Raw genomic sequence first — 19,687 nt, 5'->3', positions numbered from 1 at the left:
GGAGAACCTACTATGAAATGGCCTATAAACTGGTATGAAGGTGATACACTTGATGTAGCCAAACGTCTTCTTGGACATCGGCTTGTCCATGTGGTAGATGGAAAACGAAGAAGCGGCTTAATTGTCGAGACAGAGGCATATAAGGGCCCTGATGATAAAGCTGCCCACAGCTACGGAGGCCGCAGAACCGAGCGGACGGAGATTATGTTCGGTCCGCCTGGACACGCGTACATCTATTTAATCTACGGGATGTACCATTGCTTCAATATTATTACAGCGCCAGAGGGTACTCCACAAGGCGTACTCATCCGCGCTCTCGAACCCGATGAAGGAATAGAGGACATGGCATCGGCACGTTTTGGAAAAACTGATATTACGAAGCAGCAATATAAAAATCTAACGAGCGGTCCGGGGAAGCTCTGCCGGGCGCTTGCTATTACAATGGAGCAAAAGGGATTGTCTATGCAAAGCGACGAGTTGTTTATGGAAATTGTCTCCGACGAGACGCATCTATCACAGCGTTATGAAATCACAGCCGGCCCGCGGATTGGGATCGATTATGCAGAGGAAGCCGTTCATTATCCGTGGCGATTTTATTTTCAAGGTCATCCGTTTGTTTCGAAATAAGGAAAACTCGCGGACTGGAAATTTACATCTTATTACAGTAGCAAAAAACAACGCCTGCTTTTTATATGCAGGCGCTGTCTTTGTGCATTTACGCTAACGAACCGTATAAATCCTCAAGTGGTTTTAGGACAATTTTATTTAAGTCTCCAATGAAAACATTAACACGCTGCTCCGCCTGCATAAGCTGTGCAATCTTTTGGTTTTGCTGCACCTGCATGACAATTTGCTGCGCCTTCGCATTATCCTCTTCCGTAATCTGTTGGCCCTGCATCATTTTTTGCTGCAATTCAAGCTGTACATTGCGGAATTGCTCAAACAGTACCTTTGCATGCGGGTCTGCTTGTACAGTTGCGTAGCTTGCCTTTAAAGCTTGAAAATCCGGGTTCTCCGTAATTGCTTTTTGCAGCGCATAAGCTGCATCATACATATTAGTTGCCATGCTTTTTCCTCCTTTAGCCATTTCCGGCACGCTCTTAACTATATCAGACTATGTATCCTATGTGGAAATCTTTTTCATTATGACATGAAGAAATAAAGAAACCCTTGCACTTATATGGTATTCTTAAAATTTCCGACTACGGAGAATGGTTTCGAAACAGCATTTGAATAGGCACGTGATTCGTATATCCCCAATAATCGCACCAAGACTTACCATTTCAATTATATTTAACCACAAATTCAAGATAGTCCAACCTTCCATTTCACCTGTTGTATCATTTACTCATAAACTACATTATTATCTATATTTCATTATAGAGCTTGGACAAAATGCAAGCAAATGAGGGACTTCTATGTTTTCTACAACAACAGTAAGAATAACCGAAGGCAGCTTGATTGAAAATAATCAGACAATTGCCCTATCGAAACGACTCGCCAAGCTATGGATGATTGAACAGAATGATACAATTACACTTTTTTTTGGTCTAACAAGTGTAACTGTGAATATTACTTCAATAGGTGAAAAAGAAAATGCTATTCTCTGCAGCAAAGAGCTTCTTGCGATCCTGAAAATCCCTGGGGAATATGAGCTCCACTGCAGCTATCTCCCATCTCAAAAGGCACTGCATCTTGGACCTGTTATTGCGATTATTACAGAAATCAAGGAGCAAAGCTATCCTGTTTCCTTTGGTTCTCTTTCCTCCTTTTGCGAAGAGTTTGCCCTTTTAAGCGAACAAAGCGCTTGCTTTTGCTATATTACCTCTTTGTCTCTTTGGAAGGGTGAGGAAGTGTGGGGATACCGCTATGAGGATGGCCACTGGAAAAAGGAACAGATGCCATTTCCAAATGTTGTTCATAATCGCATTCACTCTCGAAAAACAGAGCAAAGCACTGTATTCTCCAGCTGGCTCCAAACCTTAAAAACCTACCATATTCCCCACTTTAACGACCGCTTTTTGAACAAATGGGAGGTATATGAGGCACTCGAGCAATTTGCTTATTTACAGCCATATATTCCCTGCACCTTCTTATTTGATAACAAACAAGTATTAGAGAAAGCGCTCGCTCTTTATGACTGCGTGTTTATCAAACCAGCTTATGGAAGCCAAGGGCGAAAAATTTTTAAAGTAACTCGTACTGAACATGAATATACATTAAACTATACGACCTTTTCAGGGGACATTCATACCTCATATACATCGGTCGATAGCTTATTTGCAGCGCTTAAGCCTTATATTGGGCACCGGCCTTACATCGTTCAGCAAGGTGTAACATTGTATACGTATGAAGAACGTCCTGTTGATTTTCGTATTCTTTGCCACAAAACGGAACAAAACCAGTGGAAGCTTACCTCTGCTGTTGCACGCGTTTCTTCCCCAAATGAATTTGTCTCTAATATCGCAATGGGTGGAGAAATTTACAAATTCGATGAGGTACTGCAGTTTGCCTTCTCCCAGAAACAAGTTCGACATTTAAAAAAGCTGCTATCCGAGCTGGCACTAGAAACCGCCCGGTGCCTTGGACAAAGCTATGACGGTTTATACGGAGAACTCGGGATTGATCTAGGATTGGACAAAGACGGAAATCCTTGGCTTATTGAAGTGAATTCAAAGCCATCCAAAAATATGCTTCCAACCGCGATACCAACGCCTATTCGTCCATCCGTCCGGTCCGTCTTGCAATATTGCTGCTTAATTGCTCAGCAGCCATATAAGGAGGAATCATAATGACGCTCGGCTTATTATCTCTTCGATCTGATCAAGAAACAGAATATTTTACAGAAATCGCGAAACGGGCTTTTCTGCATGGCATGCAGGTTGTTCGGTTTACGCCTTTTCAAATCATCCCCGCCACAGAGCAAGTTCATGGTTTATTGTTTGATTCCGTGCAAGAGCAGTGGGTTCAACATACTTTCCCCATTCCTCCTTTTATCTATGATCGCTGCTTTTATAATCGCACCGAAAGCTCAAGGCAAGGAAAGCCCATTGTAGAATGGCTGAAAAAGCGGCCACAAACCCAATTTTTAGGTCATGGCCTGCCCGATAAGCTACAAACCTATTCCATTCTCTCACATCATCCAGCCACGGCTCCTTATGTTCCCTATACCGTAGAAGCGACGATAGAGAACGTTTGGAAATATATATGGAGGCATAAACAAGCTGCTTTAAAGCCAGTGAATGGCTCTCAAGGAAACGGATTTTGCTTTCTATCCTATGGGCGCCGTTCTATTCAAGCGACCTTACAACAGGCTAAACAGACAATAACAGAAAGCTTTCTTTCCAAAGAAGATTTTTTAGCTTGGCTCGCCTCTCTCCTGCAATCGCAAACTTACCTGCTGCAGCCATTTTTATCCGTGCAAGATGCGTACGGACGTCCATTTGATATCCGTGTTTTACTGCAAAAAAATGAAAAGGGTGTTTGGGGAGAGGTTGGACGGGGGGTGCGCTGCGGCAATGAACGGGCTGTTGTTTCCAATTTGCATGCAGGAAGCCAGAGCATCACATATGAGGAATGGAAACAATCGTATCCGAAGCAGGAGCGGCTGCTGCTGGAGGACAATATTACAACTCTCCTCAAGGCTGTACCTATAGCTTTAGAACAAACACTGCCGCCGCTGTTTGAAATCGGTCTTGATATTTCTGTCGACCAAAATCAGGCTGTTTGGCTTCTCGATGTTAACTCAAAGCCTGGGCGAAGAGTAATGCTGGAGTGCAAACCAGAAAACGTTGATCACTTATATCACGCACCGCTTGCCTACTGCAAATACTTAACACTCGAGGCGCAAAAAGGAGCGGATTCCCAATGAAACTGCGTTCTTACATGCTGCAGAAAAGCGGTCGTGAGCCAAATACGGTATACCTCCCCTACACATTCGATAATATCCAATCCCTGAAATACATTTCATTTGGCACAAAAATTATTGAATGTGACGTACGAGCAGATTCTTTATCAGACAATACCATTTCCATAGGGCAGGAGATTATCGCAGATTTAAAGCTGCCATTTCTTACACCAATTCATGTATTTGTCTACGAAGAAACCATTGTAATAGGTCCGCTAATTGGAATTTTCACGGCCGGCTTTACAGAATCTTCTTTGCGGCCAATTGGGGAACGCTCACTGTTTTTTGCCAACCTGCTCACAGCTAAAGACGATACGAAGGCATACTTATTTGCATTTGGATCACATCAAATTAACTGGAAGGAAGGAACCATTACCGCTTACTTTTATAATGAACAACGCTGGGTACAACATGAGGTTCCATTTCCGCACGTTATATACGACCGGCTCCCAAATCGGAAAACGGAAAACCACCGAGCCATTGCCCGGGTAAAAGAACGGCTCCAGCATGAATACTTAATTCCTTGGTTCAATCCTGGATTTTTTAATAAATGGGATATTTACCGCTGCTTACAGAAAGATGAAGCGGCAGTTTCCTACCTACCGGAAACACATCGTTTTACAAGCTTTGAGCAAATTGAATTTCTTTTATCCAAGTACGGGCATGTGTATATTAAGCCGATTAATGGCAGCTTAGGAAGCAGCATTTATCAGGTTCGGTATGACTTTGAGGAAAATGAATATTACTGTCGCTATCGTGATGCCGATGGGAATAAGCTGCGTAAATACCATTCTCTTGAATACCTTATCAATCACCTCTTAAGCCGTTATAATTTAGAAACGTTTATCGTACAGCAGGGCATTTCGTTGCTGCGTATAAATGGGCAGCCTGTCGATTTTCGCATTCATACAAATAAGGATAGACACGGCTATTGGCGAATGAGCGCAATTGCTGCCAAAATCGCCGGTCAGGGCAGTATGACCACACATATGAATAATGGCGGTGATGTAAAAAGCTTGGACGAAATCTTTCCTGATCCTGTTGAAAGAGAAAGTGTGCTGCAAAAGCTAACAACAGCTGTCCTTCTGCTCAGCGAGAGCATCGACACACATCTAGACGGATGCATCGGGGAAATTGGCTTTGATCTCGGCTTAGATAAAACGGGCAAAGTGTGGCTGTTTGAGGCAAACTCCAAGCCAGGCCGCTCTATTTTTCATCATCCGAAGCTAAAGAAAAGCGACCGATTAACGAAGGAGCTCTTTTTGGAGTACGCACTGCATTTAACTGAAAAATCATTATTCTCCCCTGAGGAGCTGTTTCAATGAACCAAATTTTCTATGACTCGAAAACAGAGTGCTGGCATCATTATGAAACAGGGCGAATGTTTGGCCAATCCCAGCTTAAAGCTGGAACAGAGCATTCCTTCTCCTTTTCCATCCAGCAGCAAGACGAGCGGCTTGGACCGCTCGTTGGTATTTTGACAAGCGGTACACCAAAAGGAAAGCTTTACGGTGATTTCACACGGTTTGCCGCCATCCAAGCAGCCCTTCAAAGGCAAGGCGGCATTAGTTTTGTCTTTTCGCCGTATGGATTACAGGAGGAACATATTGAAGGCTATGTATGGCTCTCGGAGAAACGATGGTATAAATGCCGTTTTCCGTATCCTGATGTTGTATATAATCGCGTGCCCTATCGAAAGCACGAACAACGACCAGAAACGAAACAGGCCATTGAGCAGCTCACAAATCGTGATATCCCGTTATTTAATCCTTGCTTCTTCCCCAAGTGGGAGAGTTATCAAGCATTTTCTGCAAATGAAGCATTACGGCCGTATTTGCTCGAAACAAAACTGCTGCAAACGGAAGAAGACTTATGGCATATGCTCCACAGCCACAAAGAGATATATGTAAAACAATCTGAAGCCGCAAAAGGAAAGCATATTTTTTCTTTACGATTTACTGACGATAATCTAGTGCTTCAAAAAGACTTGCAGGGAGAGTACATACAATCTGTTTCTTATATCTGGGACTTCCTCTCAAAGCAGCAAAAACCGTATATCGCACAACGCGCCATTGCACCGGATATGCAAAACGGAAGAAAATACGATTTGCGTGTTGCTGTACATGCTGCAAGCAGAACATTTCACATTAGCGGCATCGGTGTGCGCCTTGCAAAAAAGGGGCATATTGTCACGCATGTCCCGCATGGCGGGGAGATTATAGTACAAGAGAAGCTGCATCGCCCAGTCCGCTATGATATTATCGAGATGCTTGCTGAGCAATGCGGCCAAAGCCTATGCAGCCGCTTTGGCCGCGTTCGGGAATTTTCATTAGATATTGGCGTGGATGAATCGGGTCACTATTATATATTCGAAGCGAACAGCAAGCCGATGATTTTCGACGAACCGCATATCTATACAGAAACGCTCCACAACCTGCTGGCCGTGTTTACTGCAGAAGCGGGATTTTCTAAACTAATGCCATAGTATCTTTTACTATTTGACAGCAACACAGTACAAAAGCATGTGGAGCAATTTATCAAGACCTAAATTATAAAAACCCTTAAAAATAAAGAAGAGCACATATTAGTCATGTATAATATGTGCTCTTCTTTTATTCCATTAAAGCGCCCTTTAATGGAATAACTAAGATATGTCATCAGTCCTAAAATCACTTAATTGTTCTTCCACTAACGCCCCCGTTCAACAAGAAACTACTCAACTAATCATCTAAAAGGTTGAAGTCCAAAGAAATGCATACCTATTTCTGTATTAGTAAAAAATACGGAAGAGGTGAGAACAAATGGAAAATGATAATTTAAAACTTACATCTTCCGAAATAGGAACACTATGGGGGGAGTATGTAAACGGAACTATGACCGAGATAGTAAATAGGTATATGATTTCTATCTTGGAAGACGAATCAATAAAAAAAGTTTTTGAAATTGCCATTGAGACATGGGAAAAGCAAAAGAAGCAGCTTGTTTCCTTCATTGAGAAAGAGGGATTTCCAGTTCCTATTGGATTTACTGAGTCCGACCTTAATAAAGGTGCAGAGAGATTGTTTTCTGACACATTCTGCTTAAATTATTTACATATTATGACTATACATGGTTTGTTGGGTCATACAACTGCTTTAAGTGTTTCTGTCAGAAAAGACCTACGGGAATTTTACAATTCATGTGATAATGATGCAAAAAGTATGTACGATTTAACCATTGAGTTATTGCTTAAGAAAGGAAAATTCCAACGAGACCCCTATTTCTATCCTAACGAAGGCCCTGAATTTATTTCTACCAAAGATTTTACTGATGGATTCTTCGGAAAAGAGAGACTTTTATCTGCTTCAGAACTAATCAGTATTTCTCTTAACATTAAAAAGAGCATTATGGCAAAAACTCTTTCAATTGGATTCAGTCAAGTCACAGAATCGAAAGAAGTAAGAAAGTTTTTTGAGGAATTAGAACAAGCCGCAGATGACAACCTACAAGCCCTTTCAAAAATTATGCACAATGATAATTTGCCAGTTCCAATGTCGTGGGAATCAGAGGTTACAACGTCAAAAGACTCTCCTTTTTCAGATAAATTAATGTTGTATCATATGGGCTTCTTGACTCAAACTGCACAAGTATATTATGGGACAGGTCTAGCAGGAGCCATGCGAAAAGACCTAGCTGTAGCTTATGAAAAAGCAATTCTAAAAACATTAGGAACTACCAAAAACTGGTTCGATATTATGGTGAAAAACAAGTGGTTAGAACAGCCACCACTTGCTCCCAATAGAAAAGAACTTGCACGAGATCAATAGGATATACCCCTCATTAGTGAGGGGTATATTTTTAATTAGCTTCTTATTTTAATGGATAATTCCAACATAAAGTGGTTATTCCTTCTTCAACATATATATTATATACCATCTTTTTAATATTTGATTATGGAGTATGCTATGTAAAAAATAAGAGGATCTATGCCTTTATATTGAACATAGTATCCCCTTCTAATTTTAGTATGTTTAAAGCAATCCACATGCTTTTGTACTGTGTTGAAAAATCTATAGCGCAGGTTTTACTTTAATGTTTTCAGTCTTTTTAATGCTAGTATTTTGTTTCAAAATAGTTTTACGAATAAATGGAATTACCCATCGGTCTAAACCAAATACACCGGCGTTAAACCCAGCTGCTAAAATAATTCCGCCTAATAGAATGTCAGTTGGATTATGAGAAACAGTTCCCGCAAGCAAGAAGCTAAAATTCATTACAAGACCAAAGAACGCCGCCGCTGTTGTTAAGCAGCCGAGCAACAATCCAAGACCTACAAGAGTTTCACCTAATGGAATTACAATGTTAAATAAGTCCGCATTCGGAAGAGCCAGGTTTTTTAGGAAAGATACATACCATCCATAGACAACGCCATCTGGACCAGCAACTGGTTTTGCAACAGCTCCAGCTAAGAAGCCAGCTGCATCAAATTGACCGCTTTGTAATTTTCCTAGTCCTGCTGTAAACCAAGAGTATCCTAAATATAAACGAAGAACTGTTAAAAGAGCTGCTGCAATTCGATTTTCCCTAACAAACTTTCCAAACATACAAGATCGCTCCCTTTCAAATTGGATTAAGTAATGATTACACTCTTAGTATATTTGAAAGTTTGTAAGAAGTATCAGTCTTGTGAATATATTCACAAATAGTTCAAAAGAAATTGACCAAATGGTGAATACTTCCTTCTTCCTAAATTCGGTAAGAACAACCGATTAAAAAGCTATATCATTCTACCTCCCGGGCAGAATGATATAGCTTTTTGAGCAGGAGTAGATTTTTGTTGCGCTGCAAGAAAGAAAATATAAATTTTCATCCGGAAGCCAATTTAACGTATTCGAAAATTTTAGGAATACGTTGTAAGGTAGCTACGCTTTTGCTTTTTCCTAACAGCTCGCCAATCCACGAGTTTTTTAGAACGAACGACCACATTTTTAGTCCTGTATATACACTTGTTCTTTTTGAAAAATGGAGTTTATTAGAAAAAAATACAAATCCCTATTGCATTAAAAAGAAATAAAAAGTAGAATGAAGGAGAAATGTTAACGTTAACATTTCTAAGTGACTTTCGCCCTATTATTTTTTTAATTTAAAATGTTAACGTTAACAAAAACTGTAGGATGGTGAAATAATGGAAAAATTTATGAATGAAAATTTTTTACTTAAAAATGAAACCGCTATCTCTCTGTTCCATGATTATGCGAAGGAAATGCCGATTATTGACTATCATTGTCATTTAAGCCCTAAAGAAATTTATGAAAATAAAAAATTTAAAAATATTACAGAAGCTTGGCTTTATGGTGACCATTATAAATGGAGAGCAATGAGAGCAAATGGAATCCCAGAAGAATATATTACCGGAAATGCAAGTGATTATGAAAAATTTCTTGCCTGGGCAAAGACGGTTCCAATGACAATAGGAAATCCTTTATATAATTGGACTCATTTAGAATTGCAGCGATTCTTTGGCATTTACGAAACATTAAACGAACAAAGTGCCCCAGGGATTTGGGAGAAAGCGAATGCCCTTATAACTGGAGAAGGATTTGGCGCCCGTGACCTCATCGTAAAATCAAATGTTAAAGTGGTTTGCACAACTGATGACCCGACAGATAGCTTAGAATATCATCAATTATTAAAAAAAGATGAAGACTATCCTGTCAGTGTTGTTCCGGGTTTTAGACCGGATAAAGGCTTGGAAATCAACCGAGATGAATTTCTAGAATGGGTTGGGAAGCTTGAGCAAGCTTCGCAAGTAAAGATTGAGAACTATAAGGACTATCTCGCTGCACTTGAAGTGAGAGTTCAGTTCTTCCACTTAGTTGGCGGTGTCGTCTCTGATCATGCATTAGATTCAATGGTTTATGAAGAAGCGACCTTTGACGAAGTACAGGAAATCTTTGCAGAAAGATTAACTGGCAGCAAGCTCTCCTTAGAAGCGGAAAAGAAATTTAAAACCTTTACATTAATTCACTTAGGCAAGCTATATGCAGATCTCGGTTGGGCGATGCAGTTCCATATTAATGCCCATCGCAACAATAATACAAACATGTTTAAGCGATTAGGACCTGATACCGGTTATGATTCAATTAATGATGATCAAATTGCCAAACCACTCGTTTCAATCCTGGATTCTTTAGAACAGGCTGGCAAGCTTCCAAAAACGATTATCTATTCTTTAAATCCTACTGATAATTATGTCATTGCAAGTATTATCAATAGCTTTCAAGATGGAAAGACACCAGGAAAGATCCAATTCGGTACTGCATGGTGGTTTAATGATACGAAGGAAGGCATGCTAGAGCAAATGAAAGCACTCTCCAATGTAGGGCTTTTTAGCCGGTTCATTGGAATGCTGACAGACTCTAGAAGCTTTCTATCTTATACGAGACATGAATATTTCAGAAGAATTGTCTGCAATCTGATTGGAGAATGGGTAGAGAATGGTGAGGTTCCAAAGGATATGGAATTATTAGGGAGAATCGTCCAAGCAATCGCCTACAACAACGCGAAAGAATATTTTCAATTTCAAGGAGTTACAGAAGGCCACCCTATTTCTTCTACAAGATCATAACGAAAGATGCTAAAGGTTGATTAATGCTGGTGAGGTAGTAAAATAGGATAATATATGCCACTTTTTCTAAATGAATGTAATGAAAAAAGGAAGGAAATAGAATGGTTACTATTAAAGACATTGCTAGGCTGGCCAATGTATCTCATACAACGGTTTCAAGGGCCCTCAATAACAGCCCGCTTATAAAAGAGCCAACCAAGCAGAAAATCCTTGAAATTGCCTCCCAGCTAAACTATACACCAAATTATAATGCAAAAAGCCTTGTGACGCAGAAGTCCCATACAATTGGTTTGTTTTTTTCAAGCATAAGCAACGGAACATCTCCAAGCTTTTTTGTCGATGCGCTCAAAGGTGTCAATCATGTCATCAGCCAGGATTATAATTTATTTGTCCGCGGCATAGATGATTATCAGGATTTTTCAACAATTAATCCCCTACGCTTTGATGGCATCATTTTAATGAGTCAAAGTGTGCAAGATAATTCGTTTATCTACCACACAATGCAAAAGGGAATTCCCCTTGTGGTACTTAACCGTTATATCGAGGAAAATCATATTATCAATATTTTATCTGATGATACAGAAGGATCCCGTCAAGCAGTAGAATACGTGATTAAAAACGGGCATCGGGATATCGCCATTATTGAAGGAATACAAGGCTTTAAGTCCACACAAATGCGCAAAGAGGGATATCTTCAAGCGTTAATCCAACACGGGATGTCCATTCAGCCCGAATACTCTGTTAGTGGAAACTATGATATGGAAAGCGGTTATCTCGCGATGAACAAACTGCTGTCATTAAAAAAGTCTCCAACAGCTGTTTTCTGTTCAAATGATGATATGGCCATTGGTGCCATGAACGCAGTTTTCGCTAAAGGACTAAAGGTTCCCGATGATATTTCAATTATTGGTTTCGATGATATAGGTTTTTCTCGGTATACAACACCGCGCCTAACAACCGTAAAACGCCCTACAGAACAAATCAGTATTTGGGGTGCGAAAAAAATTCTGTCATTAATCATGGGGAAACAAGAAAAGGTGGAAAAGATCTTTGCCAATACAGAGTTAATCATTCGTGACTCTGTTAAAAAGATGGAGTAATATTATTGTCCCGTTTTGGGACGATTATTGAAATAAATGTTCACGTGTGCATAACGAAGGGAGATACCTATAGATGCAGAGGTTAAATAAACACAATTACAAGCAGTCTGCTGTACGTCCAGAGAAAATTCTTCAGTTTGGAGAAGGAAATTTTTTAAGAGCGTTTGTTGACTGGCAGGTTCAAGTATTAAATGAGAAAACAGATTTTAATGGAAGTGTCGTCGTGGTCCAACCAAGGGGCTCGGAAAAAATTGAAAGACTGAATCAACAAGATGGTTTGTTCACCCTTTTTTTACAAGGAATGAAGGATGGGAAACCCGTTGATGAGCATATGGTGATTGAGTCGATTAGCCGAGGGATTAGCCTTTTTACAAACTATGAGCAGTATAAAGAACTGGCGGGAAAACAGGATATGCGTTTCATCATTTCAAACACGACAGAAGCCGGGATTGTTTTTGATTCTGAAGATCGGTTGGAAGATCGACCGCCAAGGAGTTTTCCAGGAAAGCTGACTGCTTTTCTTTACTATCGCTTTCAAGCTTTTTCGGGAGACGATAGCTATGGCTGCATCGTGATTCCTTGTGAGCTGATTGAAAATAATGGCGAAAAACTGAAAGAGGTTGTGCTTCAATATGCCAACCACTGGAACCTAGGTGATGAATTTATCAATTGGATCCATGATGCAAATACGTTTTGTTCCAGCTTAGTAGACAGGATCGTCCCAGGCTTTCCATTGGATTCAATAGACGAGAAAACAGCAGCGCTGGGCTATAAGGATGAATTAATGGTAGTCGGAGAACAGTATCATCTTTGGGTGATTGAAGGACCTGATTGGATCAAAGATGAACTGCCAGTTGCAGGTACAGGTTTGAACACGTTAATCGTTGATGATTTAACACCCTACCGAGTGCGAAAAGTCCGTATTTTAAACGGTGCTCATACCGCTATGACACCTGTTTCATACTTATATGGCCTAGACACTGTGGAAGAGTCGGTCAAGCATCAGGAGCTAGGGGTATTCATTAAGGAGTTGGTTGATAATGAAATTGTTCCAACTTTAGATGGATCGCCTGAAGAACTTGCTGCCTTTTCAAATGAAGTGTTAAATCGCTTTATGAATCCATATATCAAACATTATTTATTAAGCATTTCCTTAAATTCCATTTCAAAGTTTGCGGCGAGGAATTTACCAACGTTACTAGATTACGTGAACCAAACGGCTACTTTGCCGAAACGGCTCGTTTTTTCTTTAAGTTGCCTGCTGTATTTTTATCGAGGAAAACGAGGGAATCAGGATATTTCATTACAAGATAATCCAGAAATCCTACAATTCTTTCAAGCTCTTTGGGGGAAAGCCGATCAACATGAATTCCATATAGAAGATCTAGTTAAAACCGTGTTGGCTAACAAACAGCTATGGGCAATGGATCTTACTTCGATTCCAGGCTTGGTGAGCGCTGTAACAACTAATCTCCTGAATATTAAGCAGTTCGGAGTAAAAGAAGCCCTTAAAGAATTATACGGGACATCAATTAAGTGAGGTAATCATGCGGATGAAAAAATACTTGCAAATAAATGAAAACGATAACACTATCCTTGCCTTAAGAGACCTTAAGAAGGATGAAGAACTAAGCATCGACGGAAAGACCATTCAATTAAAACAGGATATTTATCGCGGCCATAAAATCGCTTTAAAAGAAATCCAAGAAAAAGAACATGTTATCAAATACGGGTATCCAATCGGCCATGCACTCACAACAATTGCGCCTGGAGAACTTGTTCATACCCATAACACGAAAACGAATTTATCCGGAACGCAGGATTATCGGTACACACCGAAACAAACGGACCTTTCATATAAAAATGAAAATCGGACCTTTAAAGGCTATGTAAGGGAAAATGGAAATGTCGGAATTCGAAATGAACTTTGGATCGTGCCAACAGTAGGCTGTGTGAATGGAATTGCCGAAAAAATTATGAAACGCTTTGAAAAACATGTAGGCGACATAAGTCCGTTTGATAATGTTCTCGTTTTAAAACATAACTACGGCTGTTCCCAGCTCGGTGACGACCATGAAAATACAAAGCAAATTTTGCTCAATGCTGTAAACCATCCAAATGCTGGCGGTATTCTCGTTTTAGGGCTTGGATGTGAAAACAATGAACTTCCTGAATTTAAAAGAGCGCTCGGTGACATAAATGAAGACCGAGTCAAGTTCCTCATTTCCCAGGCAGTTACAGACGAAATTGAAGAAGGATTTAAACTTGTCATGGACATTTATGAAAGCGCTAAAAATGATGAAAGAGAAGATGTTCCCCTATCAGAACTAAAGATTGGCCTGAAATGTGGCGGTTCTGACGGCTTCTCTGGAATAACCGCTAACCCTCTTTTAGGCAGATTCTCTGATTACTTAATTTCACAAGGTGGAACCACTGTCTTAACCGAAGTTCCAGAAATGTTCGGTGCCGAAACCATCTTGATGGAACGAGCGGCTAATGAAGCAGTATTTCATAAGGTCGTAGATTTGATCAATGACTTTAAGGATTATTTTCTTCAGCATAATCAGCCTGTTTATGAAAATCCATCTCCAGGAAACAAGGCTGGCGGCATTACAACTTTAGAAGACAAGTCACTTGGATGTACACAGAAGGCTGGTACTTCCACCGTCGTGGACGTTTTGAAATATGGGGAAACTTTAAAAATAAAAGGATTAAATCTTTTAAGCGCACCTGGCAATGATCTCATCGCTTCTACGGCACTTGCATCAGCAGGCTGTCAAATGGTGCTGTTTACAACAGGCAGAGGAACACCATTCGGGACATTTATTCCAACTATGAAAATTTCAACGAATACCCAAATTTACGAAACAAAACCACATTGGATTGACTTTAATGCTGGAACATTGCTTGAAGATGGGAGATCAATCGATCAAGTAATGACTGAGTTTGTCGACTATATTATCAAAGTCGCAAGCGGAGAATTTGTTAACAATGAGAAAAATGATTTTAGAGAGATTTCAATCTTTAAAAGCGGTGTAACATTATAAGCTGATTTTGTTTTTTTAAGCGAGTCTCCTTGACTTATTCTCACCTCATTCATTTTAGTTACCAGTACAGCACATTTCAAAAATATCATTCCAATATATCTGGAGGTAATTATGAGCACAATGTTAGCTACGAATAATTCCCAACAGGAACAAAATCCTAAGCACGAAAAGATCAGTATAAAAGAGAAAGTGTCTTATGGATTTGGAGACTTTGGTAATGGCTTCCTGTTTGATTTAGGTCAACTCTACCTGCTTAAATTTTTGACAGATGTTGCTGGAATCCCAGCTGCAGCAGCCGGTATGATTTTCTTAGTAAGCAAGCTGTTTAATGCTGTTATGGATCCAATTGTCGGTTCGTCGATTGATTATCGTAAGAACGTTGGTAACCGCGGCAAATTTCGCCCATATTTATTATTTGGCAGTTTTATATTAGGGATCATTACAGTGTTATTGTTCATGTCACCGGCTGCTTCGACAACAGGAAAGCTGATATATGCTTATGTGATTTATATGATATGGGGAGTAGCCTATTCATTTACAAACATTCCTTATGGTTCACTGGGTGCTGCAATTACCCAAGATGCAAGCGATCGCACTTCACTTGCAACATTCAGACAAATCGGTTCTTTAGGTGCTTTGTTGATTACAAGCGTTATCGTTATGCCAATCATTGTGCAATTTGAAAATCCACAAGTAGGCTATCCAGTTGCTATGGGGATGATGGCCATTATTGGTATTCTCGGATTCTATATTTGTTATCGGAATACAAAAGAACGAGTGATTGTAAAAGAGGCTCCGAAGGAAAAAATATCTGTAAAATCAATTATTAAAACATTTATTAAGAATAAACCATTGTTAACACTTGTGCTAATGACGATCTTTTCCATTTCTGCTTATAACATTAAATCAGCGCTACTGGTCTATTTTGCACAATATAATTTAGGAAATGTAACACTTGTAGCGAACATGAGCTTTATCATTATTGGTTCTTCATTTTTGGGTGTTATCCTTATGCCTAAGCTTGTTTCAAAATTTGGAAAGAAACATACGGCGATGCTGGGGTTTGCAATCTGTATAGCCGCTGATCTTGTGAATTTCTTGATTCCAACTAATATTTATTCATTCACAATTCTTTCAGCAATAGCTTTCATTGGAATTAGTATTCCAAATGGTATTACATGGGCATTGGTTTCGGATATTATTGACTATGGCGAGTGGGTATCAGGAGATCGAAAAGAAGCGACGACATATTCTTTATTTAACTTCTCAAGGAAATTGGCACAATCATTGGCAGGTTTTCTTTCCGGTCTCGGTTTATCTTTAATCGGCTATGTGCCAAACGTGGCTCAATCGGCTGGAACCTTGCTGGGTATTAAAGGACTGCTTACTCTATATCCAGCAGTTGCATTAACTATATCTTTACTAATCATTGGATTTATGTACAAGCTAACAGATGAGAAGCATGCAGAAATTATGAAGGATCTTAATGCAAAAGCGTAGTTGATATAAAAAGGGAACCTTCCTTCCTAACATAAAAAATGAATTATTGTGTAATTAAGAAAAACAAAAGCAGCCCTGTGTTTTTTCAGGGCTGTTCTTTTACATAGGTTTTACCATATATCTTCGTTATTCTTGTAATACCTTCTTATGAAACATATAAACTTATTCTTTTTTTGCTTGCTGCTTATTGTTTACATAGTCTATAAAATCCTTCGCTTGTTGAAATTCTCCTTGCAGTTCTCTAGGAAGCTTTTCCACCTCTATCGGTCCCTTGCTTGTATCTATTTCCCCTTGCGCCAACACCTTTTCATATGTCATGAGAGCCTCAATATACTGTTCGTGTTCTTCAGAAGTTAGGATTTCTAGCTGTAAAATGTTTGAGTATTCTGCACTTGAACCGAAAATAACTTTCTGTTTAATTTTGGAATATACATTACCAAAAACACAGAACGTCCTATACTAAATACAATAAAAGAGAACCATAAACCGTGATTTTGAAAACTAGGCACTGCAATAAATAGCGCCATGAGATAAGCAATCAACGCCAAAATCATCGAGTTTCGAATAGGTGCTGCTTCCGTTGCCCCTGTAAAAACACCATAAATAATGATGCCAAAGCTGGCTGAAATAGGAAATAGCGTAATCCATATTCCATAGGCATTTGCCAATTCAATAACACTTGGTATACTCGTAAATAGCATAATTATATTATGACCAAACAAGACGTAAATACCTGCGATAAAGCAGGACGAAAAGATAGCCCACTGACACGATAGCGAAAGTGTCTTCTTGTACAATTGTTTATCGTTTGCTCCAATTGCTTTCCCCACAAAAATACTAGAAGCATTCGCAAATCCGTCAAAGAAGTAAGCCATGAGATAGTGAATTTGGATGAGAACAGCATTTGCTGCCAAAACCTCTGTTCCAAAGGAAGCCCCTTTCGCCGTAAATATATTAAACATCGTTAATAAACAAAGGGTTCTGATGAACAAATCCCGGTTCACACTCATCATTTTTTTGAACGAAGCGGGATCAACAATCGCTTTTAAAGGAAGGCGCTTAAATGTAAAAGGAACAGCCTTCCATATGACAATAAGTCCTATAATAAAAGCCATTATTTCCGATAGTAAGGTTGCTACAGCTACACCAGCTACTGCCCAAGAGAATACGTTAACAAATAATAGAGATAGAGCGATGTTCATGAGATTCATAGATACTTGTATCATTAAAGAGGTTTTAATCCTAGACATCCCCATTAACCATCCGAGGATAACGTAATTCATTAAAGCGAACGGGACACCCCATATACGAATACTAAAATAATCTGATGCCAACGCCCGGACGTTAGACTCTGGGCTTATTAAGGTTAAAAATAAATGTTCGATAGGCCACTGTAGAAGAATAAAGGCAACCCCTACTACAATTGCCACTACAAATGGCCTTGTTAGAGCTAAAACCCCTTGCATATCATCATTTGCTCCATACGCTTGCGCAGCAAAGCCCGATGTACTAACTCGTAAAAAACCAAACAACCAGTACATCGTATTAAAAATAATGGTTCCTACAGCCACCGCCCCAATATAAGCAGGGTCAGGCAACTGCCCGACAACTGCTGTATCAACAGCCCCTAATAAAGGAGTAGTTATGGTTGAAATGATCAGGGGAATAGCCAACATAAGATAGGATCGATGATTCAATAGTTTCCCTCCTTTCTCTCTCATGCCAGAGGTTGGGCATAATGTCTCCCTCCAGAAAGAGAACGGTAACGGGGATGCTCGGAAAGAATAGACGAGAGCAAAGTTTGCACAGCAGGATGACGCGATGTGAACAGCTTGTCTTTACTTTTGCACTCCTCAACTATTTCACCTTTCTCCATCACAGCCAAAGCATCGGAGATAGAATAAGCAGCTTTTATATCATGGGTAATAAAAAGGTATGAGAGACCAAAAGCTGACTTCAATTCACTCAATAAGTTTAAAATATTTGTTTGGTTAACCATATCTAGACTACTTACCGCTTCATCTAATACAATTAGCTTCGGTTTTAAGGAAATCGCTCTTGCAATATTAATCCTTTGCAGCTGTCCTCCGCTAAATTGATGAGGGTACTTTCTCATATCCTCATGATTCAGACCTACTCTTTCTAGTAAATCTCCAACGGTCCGCTTCTGTTCATCCGGAGACATTCTTTCATAGTTTTGTAATGGTTCACTAATAATTTGTTCCGCAGTCATGCGTGGATTTACTGAAGAGTAGCAATCTTGAAATACTACTTGAAGATCGCGGCGAAGCCGTTTACGAGTGATGCGGTCTGTATTATAAAAATCATGCCCTTGAAACAAAACCTGCCCCTTTTGCGGCTTCTCCAATCCAAGGATTACTTTTCCAAGCGTGCTTTTCCCAGCTCCGCTCGTTCCGAGAACACCTAGACACATTCCTTGCCCTATGGAAATCGAAACGTTGGAAAGCACCCGTTTTCGTTGGTCTGTTCTGCTAAACAAATTATAGGAGCCGTACGTATGTGTTACATCCTTAACCTGCAGTAAACTCATGGACTCACCACCTGTTTTCTTAAGATATTAATGCTAGTCTAACAATGTTAGAGAATCCTGCGCTTTTTTGTACTGATCGGAAAGTATAAATTTCCAGCTAGAAGTGAATCCGACGTAGTCGGAAATTTTAAGAATACAGTATAAGTAGGGCTCAGTTTTCTTTACTAAATTGCAACGATGGTCGAGCATGAAGCAGCTTTTTCGTATATTCATGCTGCGGATGATCAAATAACTGATAAACATCTGCTTTTTCCACAATTCTTCCGTTCTGCATCACGATGACATCGTCAGCCAGCTCAGAAATAACTCCTAAATCATGAGAAATTAATAAGATCGCCGTACCATATTCTGAACGAATCCAATCCAACTGCCGCAGCACCTGCAATTGGTTTGTCACATCTAGCGCTGTTGTTGGCTCATCAGCAATAATTACAGCTGGCCGCAAGCACAAAGCAATAGCAATCATTACCCGCTGCAGCATTCCTCCGCTTAGCTGAAATGGATATTTACGCATAATGTCTGAAGGATTTGGCAAATTTACGTTGTGCAAAGAGTCAACAGCCAGCTCAAATGCTTCCTTCTTTGTTAAATTCGTATGAGTCCGAATCGTTTCAATGAATTGGTTGCCAATCGTATATACAGGGGTAAAAGCGTTCATTGGATTTTGCATAATAAGAGCAATCTCTTTTCCTCGGATCCGCTGCATCTCCTTCGCGCTCAGCCCATTTAATTCCCTGCCGCGCAATCGTATACTGCCTTCTATACTCGTTGTTTTACGGTCTAGCAATTGCAGGAGTGATAAGGAAGTAATGGTTTTTCCGCTGCCGCTTTCTCCAACAAGCCCGAGCACATGCCCAGGCTTTAGTTCAAATTGGATATCCTGCACCAAAGGAATTGTTCCAATGGAAGTTTTTGCTTTTACCTGAAGGCCGCTAACCTCCAAAATATTATGCTGCTTTTCTATCAATTATCTCA

17 protein-coding genes are annotated in these 19,687 nt (G+C 39.8%); 11 read left to right on the top strand and 6 right to left on the bottom strand.

Annotated features, from left to right (window positions below; genetic code table 11):
• The first annotated feature begins 12 nt into the window (after positions 1 to 12).
• Positions 13 to 627 (top strand): DNA-3-methyladenine glycosylase, encoded by a 615-nt coding sequence (locus tag EP737_RS03995; RefSeq protein ID WP_129726591.1) that lies wholly within the window; start codon positions 13 to 15, stop codon positions 625 to 627.
• An 88-nt stretch (positions 628 to 715) separates the two neighbouring features.
• Here EP737_RS03995 and EP737_RS03990 read toward each other — a convergent pair whose 3' ends face one another.
• The gene (locus EP737_RS03990) at positions 716 to 1,066 is read right to left on the bottom strand and encodes a YlbF/YmcA family competence regulator (protein ID WP_129726590.1); all 351 of its coding nucleotides are present in this window, start codon (positions 1,064 to 1,066) and stop codon (positions 716 to 718) included.
• Between the two features lie 352 nt (positions 1,067 to 1,418).
• On the opposite strand from EP737_RS03990, the gene EP737_RS03985 reads away from it, so the two are divergent.
• The 5 genes from EP737_RS03985 to EP737_RS03965 all read left to right on the top strand — a co-directional run bounded on the left by EP737_RS03985 (position 1,419) and on the right by EP737_RS03965 (position 7,713).
• A complete protein-coding gene (locus EP737_RS03985) occupies positions 1,419 to 2,792 on the top strand; it encodes a YheC/YheD family endospore coat-associated protein (protein ID WP_129726589.1) in 1,374 nt (457 codons plus the stop codon).
• Entirely contained in the window at positions 2,792 to 3,871 is a 1,080-nt protein-coding gene (locus EP737_RS03980; protein ID WP_129726588.1) for a YheC/YheD family endospore coat-associated protein, read from the top strand. Before EP737_RS03985 ends, EP737_RS03980 begins: the two co-directional genes overlap by 1 nt.
• The gene (locus EP737_RS03975; RefSeq protein ID WP_129726587.1) at positions 3,868 to 5,232 is read left to right on the top strand and encodes a YheC/YheD family endospore coat-associated protein; all 1,365 of its coding nucleotides are present in this window, start codon (positions 3,868 to 3,870) and stop codon (positions 5,230 to 5,232) included. Before EP737_RS03980 ends, EP737_RS03975 begins: the two co-directional genes overlap by 4 nt.
• Positions 5,229 to 6,392 carry a YheC/YheD family endospore coat-associated protein gene (locus tag EP737_RS03970; RefSeq protein ID WP_129726586.1) on the top strand — a complete coding sequence of 388 codons (1,164 nt, stop codon included), beginning with the start codon at positions 5,229 to 5,231 and terminating at the stop codon, positions 6,390 to 6,392. Before EP737_RS03975 ends, EP737_RS03970 begins: the two co-directional genes overlap by 4 nt.
• A 316-nt stretch (positions 6,393 to 6,708) precedes the next feature.
• Positions 6,709 to 7,713: a DUF3231 family protein gene (locus EP737_RS03965; RefSeq protein ID WP_129726585.1), complete on the top strand. Its 1,005-nt coding sequence runs from the start codon at positions 6,709 to 6,711 to the stop codon at positions 7,711 to 7,713.
• 243 nt (positions 7,714 to 7,956) lie between these two features.
• On the opposite strand, the gene EP737_RS03960 is transcribed toward EP737_RS03965, so the two are convergent.
• Positions 7,957 to 8,490, bottom strand: coding sequence for a DoxX family membrane protein (locus EP737_RS03960; protein WP_129726584.1), 534 nt, complete (start codon positions 8,488 to 8,490; stop codon positions 7,957 to 7,959).
• A gap of 581 nt (positions 8,491 to 9,071) precedes the next feature.
• Between EP737_RS03960 and uxaC the strand changes: the two genes are divergently transcribed.
• The 5 genes from uxaC to EP737_RS03935 all read left to right on the top strand — a co-directional run bounded on the left by uxaC (position 9,072) and on the right by EP737_RS03935 (position 16,161).
• Positions 9,072 to 10,514 (top strand): glucuronate isomerase, encoded by a 1,443-nt coding sequence (uxaC, locus tag EP737_RS03955; RefSeq protein ID WP_129726583.1) that lies wholly within the window; start codon positions 9,072 to 9,074, stop codon positions 10,512 to 10,514.
• 101 nt (positions 10,515 to 10,615) lie between these two features.
• Complete coding sequence (locus tag EP737_RS03950) at positions 10,616 to 11,614, top strand: LacI family DNA-binding transcriptional regulator (RefSeq protein WP_129726582.1); 999 nt, start codon at positions 10,616 to 10,618, stop codon at positions 11,612 to 11,614.
• Between the two features lie 73 nt (positions 11,615 to 11,687).
• Positions 11,688 to 13,154 carry a tagaturonate reductase gene (locus EP737_RS03945; RefSeq protein ID WP_129726581.1) on the top strand — a complete coding sequence of 489 codons (1,467 nt, stop codon included), beginning with the start codon at positions 11,688 to 11,690 and terminating at the stop codon, positions 13,152 to 13,154.
• Positions 13,155 to 13,167: 13 nt separating this feature from the next.
• The gene (locus tag EP737_RS03940; RefSeq protein WP_129726709.1) at positions 13,168 to 14,661 is read left to right on the top strand and encodes a UxaA family hydrolase; all 1,494 of its coding nucleotides are present in this window, start codon (positions 13,168 to 13,170) and stop codon (positions 14,659 to 14,661) included.
• Positions 14,662 to 14,781: 120 nt separating this feature from the next.
• On the top strand, positions 14,782 to 16,161 hold the full coding sequence (locus EP737_RS03935) for an MFS transporter (protein ID WP_129726708.1): 1,380 nt from the start codon (positions 14,782 to 14,784) through the stop codon (positions 16,159 to 16,161).
• 162 nt (positions 16,162 to 16,323) lie between these two features.
• Here the strand turns inward: EP737_RS03935 and EP737_RS03930 are convergent, their stop codons facing one another.
• The 4 genes from EP737_RS03930 to nikD form a co-directional block, all read right to left on the bottom strand.
• Entirely contained in the window at positions 16,324 to 16,521 is a 198-nt protein-coding gene (locus EP737_RS03930) for a DUF3600 domain-containing protein (RefSeq protein ID WP_281278872.1), read from the bottom strand.
• A 2-nt stretch (positions 16,522 to 16,523) separates the two neighbouring features.
• Positions 16,524 to 17,858: an MATE family efflux transporter gene (locus EP737_RS03925; protein ID WP_129726579.1), complete on the bottom strand. Its 1,335-nt coding sequence runs from the start codon at positions 17,856 to 17,858 to the stop codon at positions 16,524 to 16,526.
• A 20-nt stretch (positions 17,859 to 17,878) separates the two neighbouring features.
• Entirely contained in the window at positions 17,879 to 18,712 is an 834-nt protein-coding gene (gene nikE / locus EP737_RS03920) for a nickel import ATP-binding protein NikE (RefSeq protein WP_129726578.1), read from the bottom strand.
• 151 nt (positions 18,713 to 18,863) lie between these two features.
• Positions 18,864 to 19,676 (bottom strand): nickel import ATP-binding protein NikD, encoded by an 813-nt coding sequence (nikD, locus tag EP737_RS03915; protein WP_425455844.1) that lies wholly within the window; start codon positions 19,674 to 19,676, stop codon positions 18,864 to 18,866.
• Positions 19,677 to 19,687: the final 11 nt, after the last annotated feature.

This window comes from Ectobacillus funiculus (genome assembly GCF_004138295.1).
In the GTDB taxonomy this organism is placed as follows: domain Bacteria; phylum Bacillota; class Bacilli; order Bacillales; family Bacillaceae_G; genus Ectobacillus; species Ectobacillus funiculus.
The sequence above is the reverse complement of the archived record's forward strand: the minus strand, read 5'-3'. Positions and strand labels throughout refer to the sequence as shown.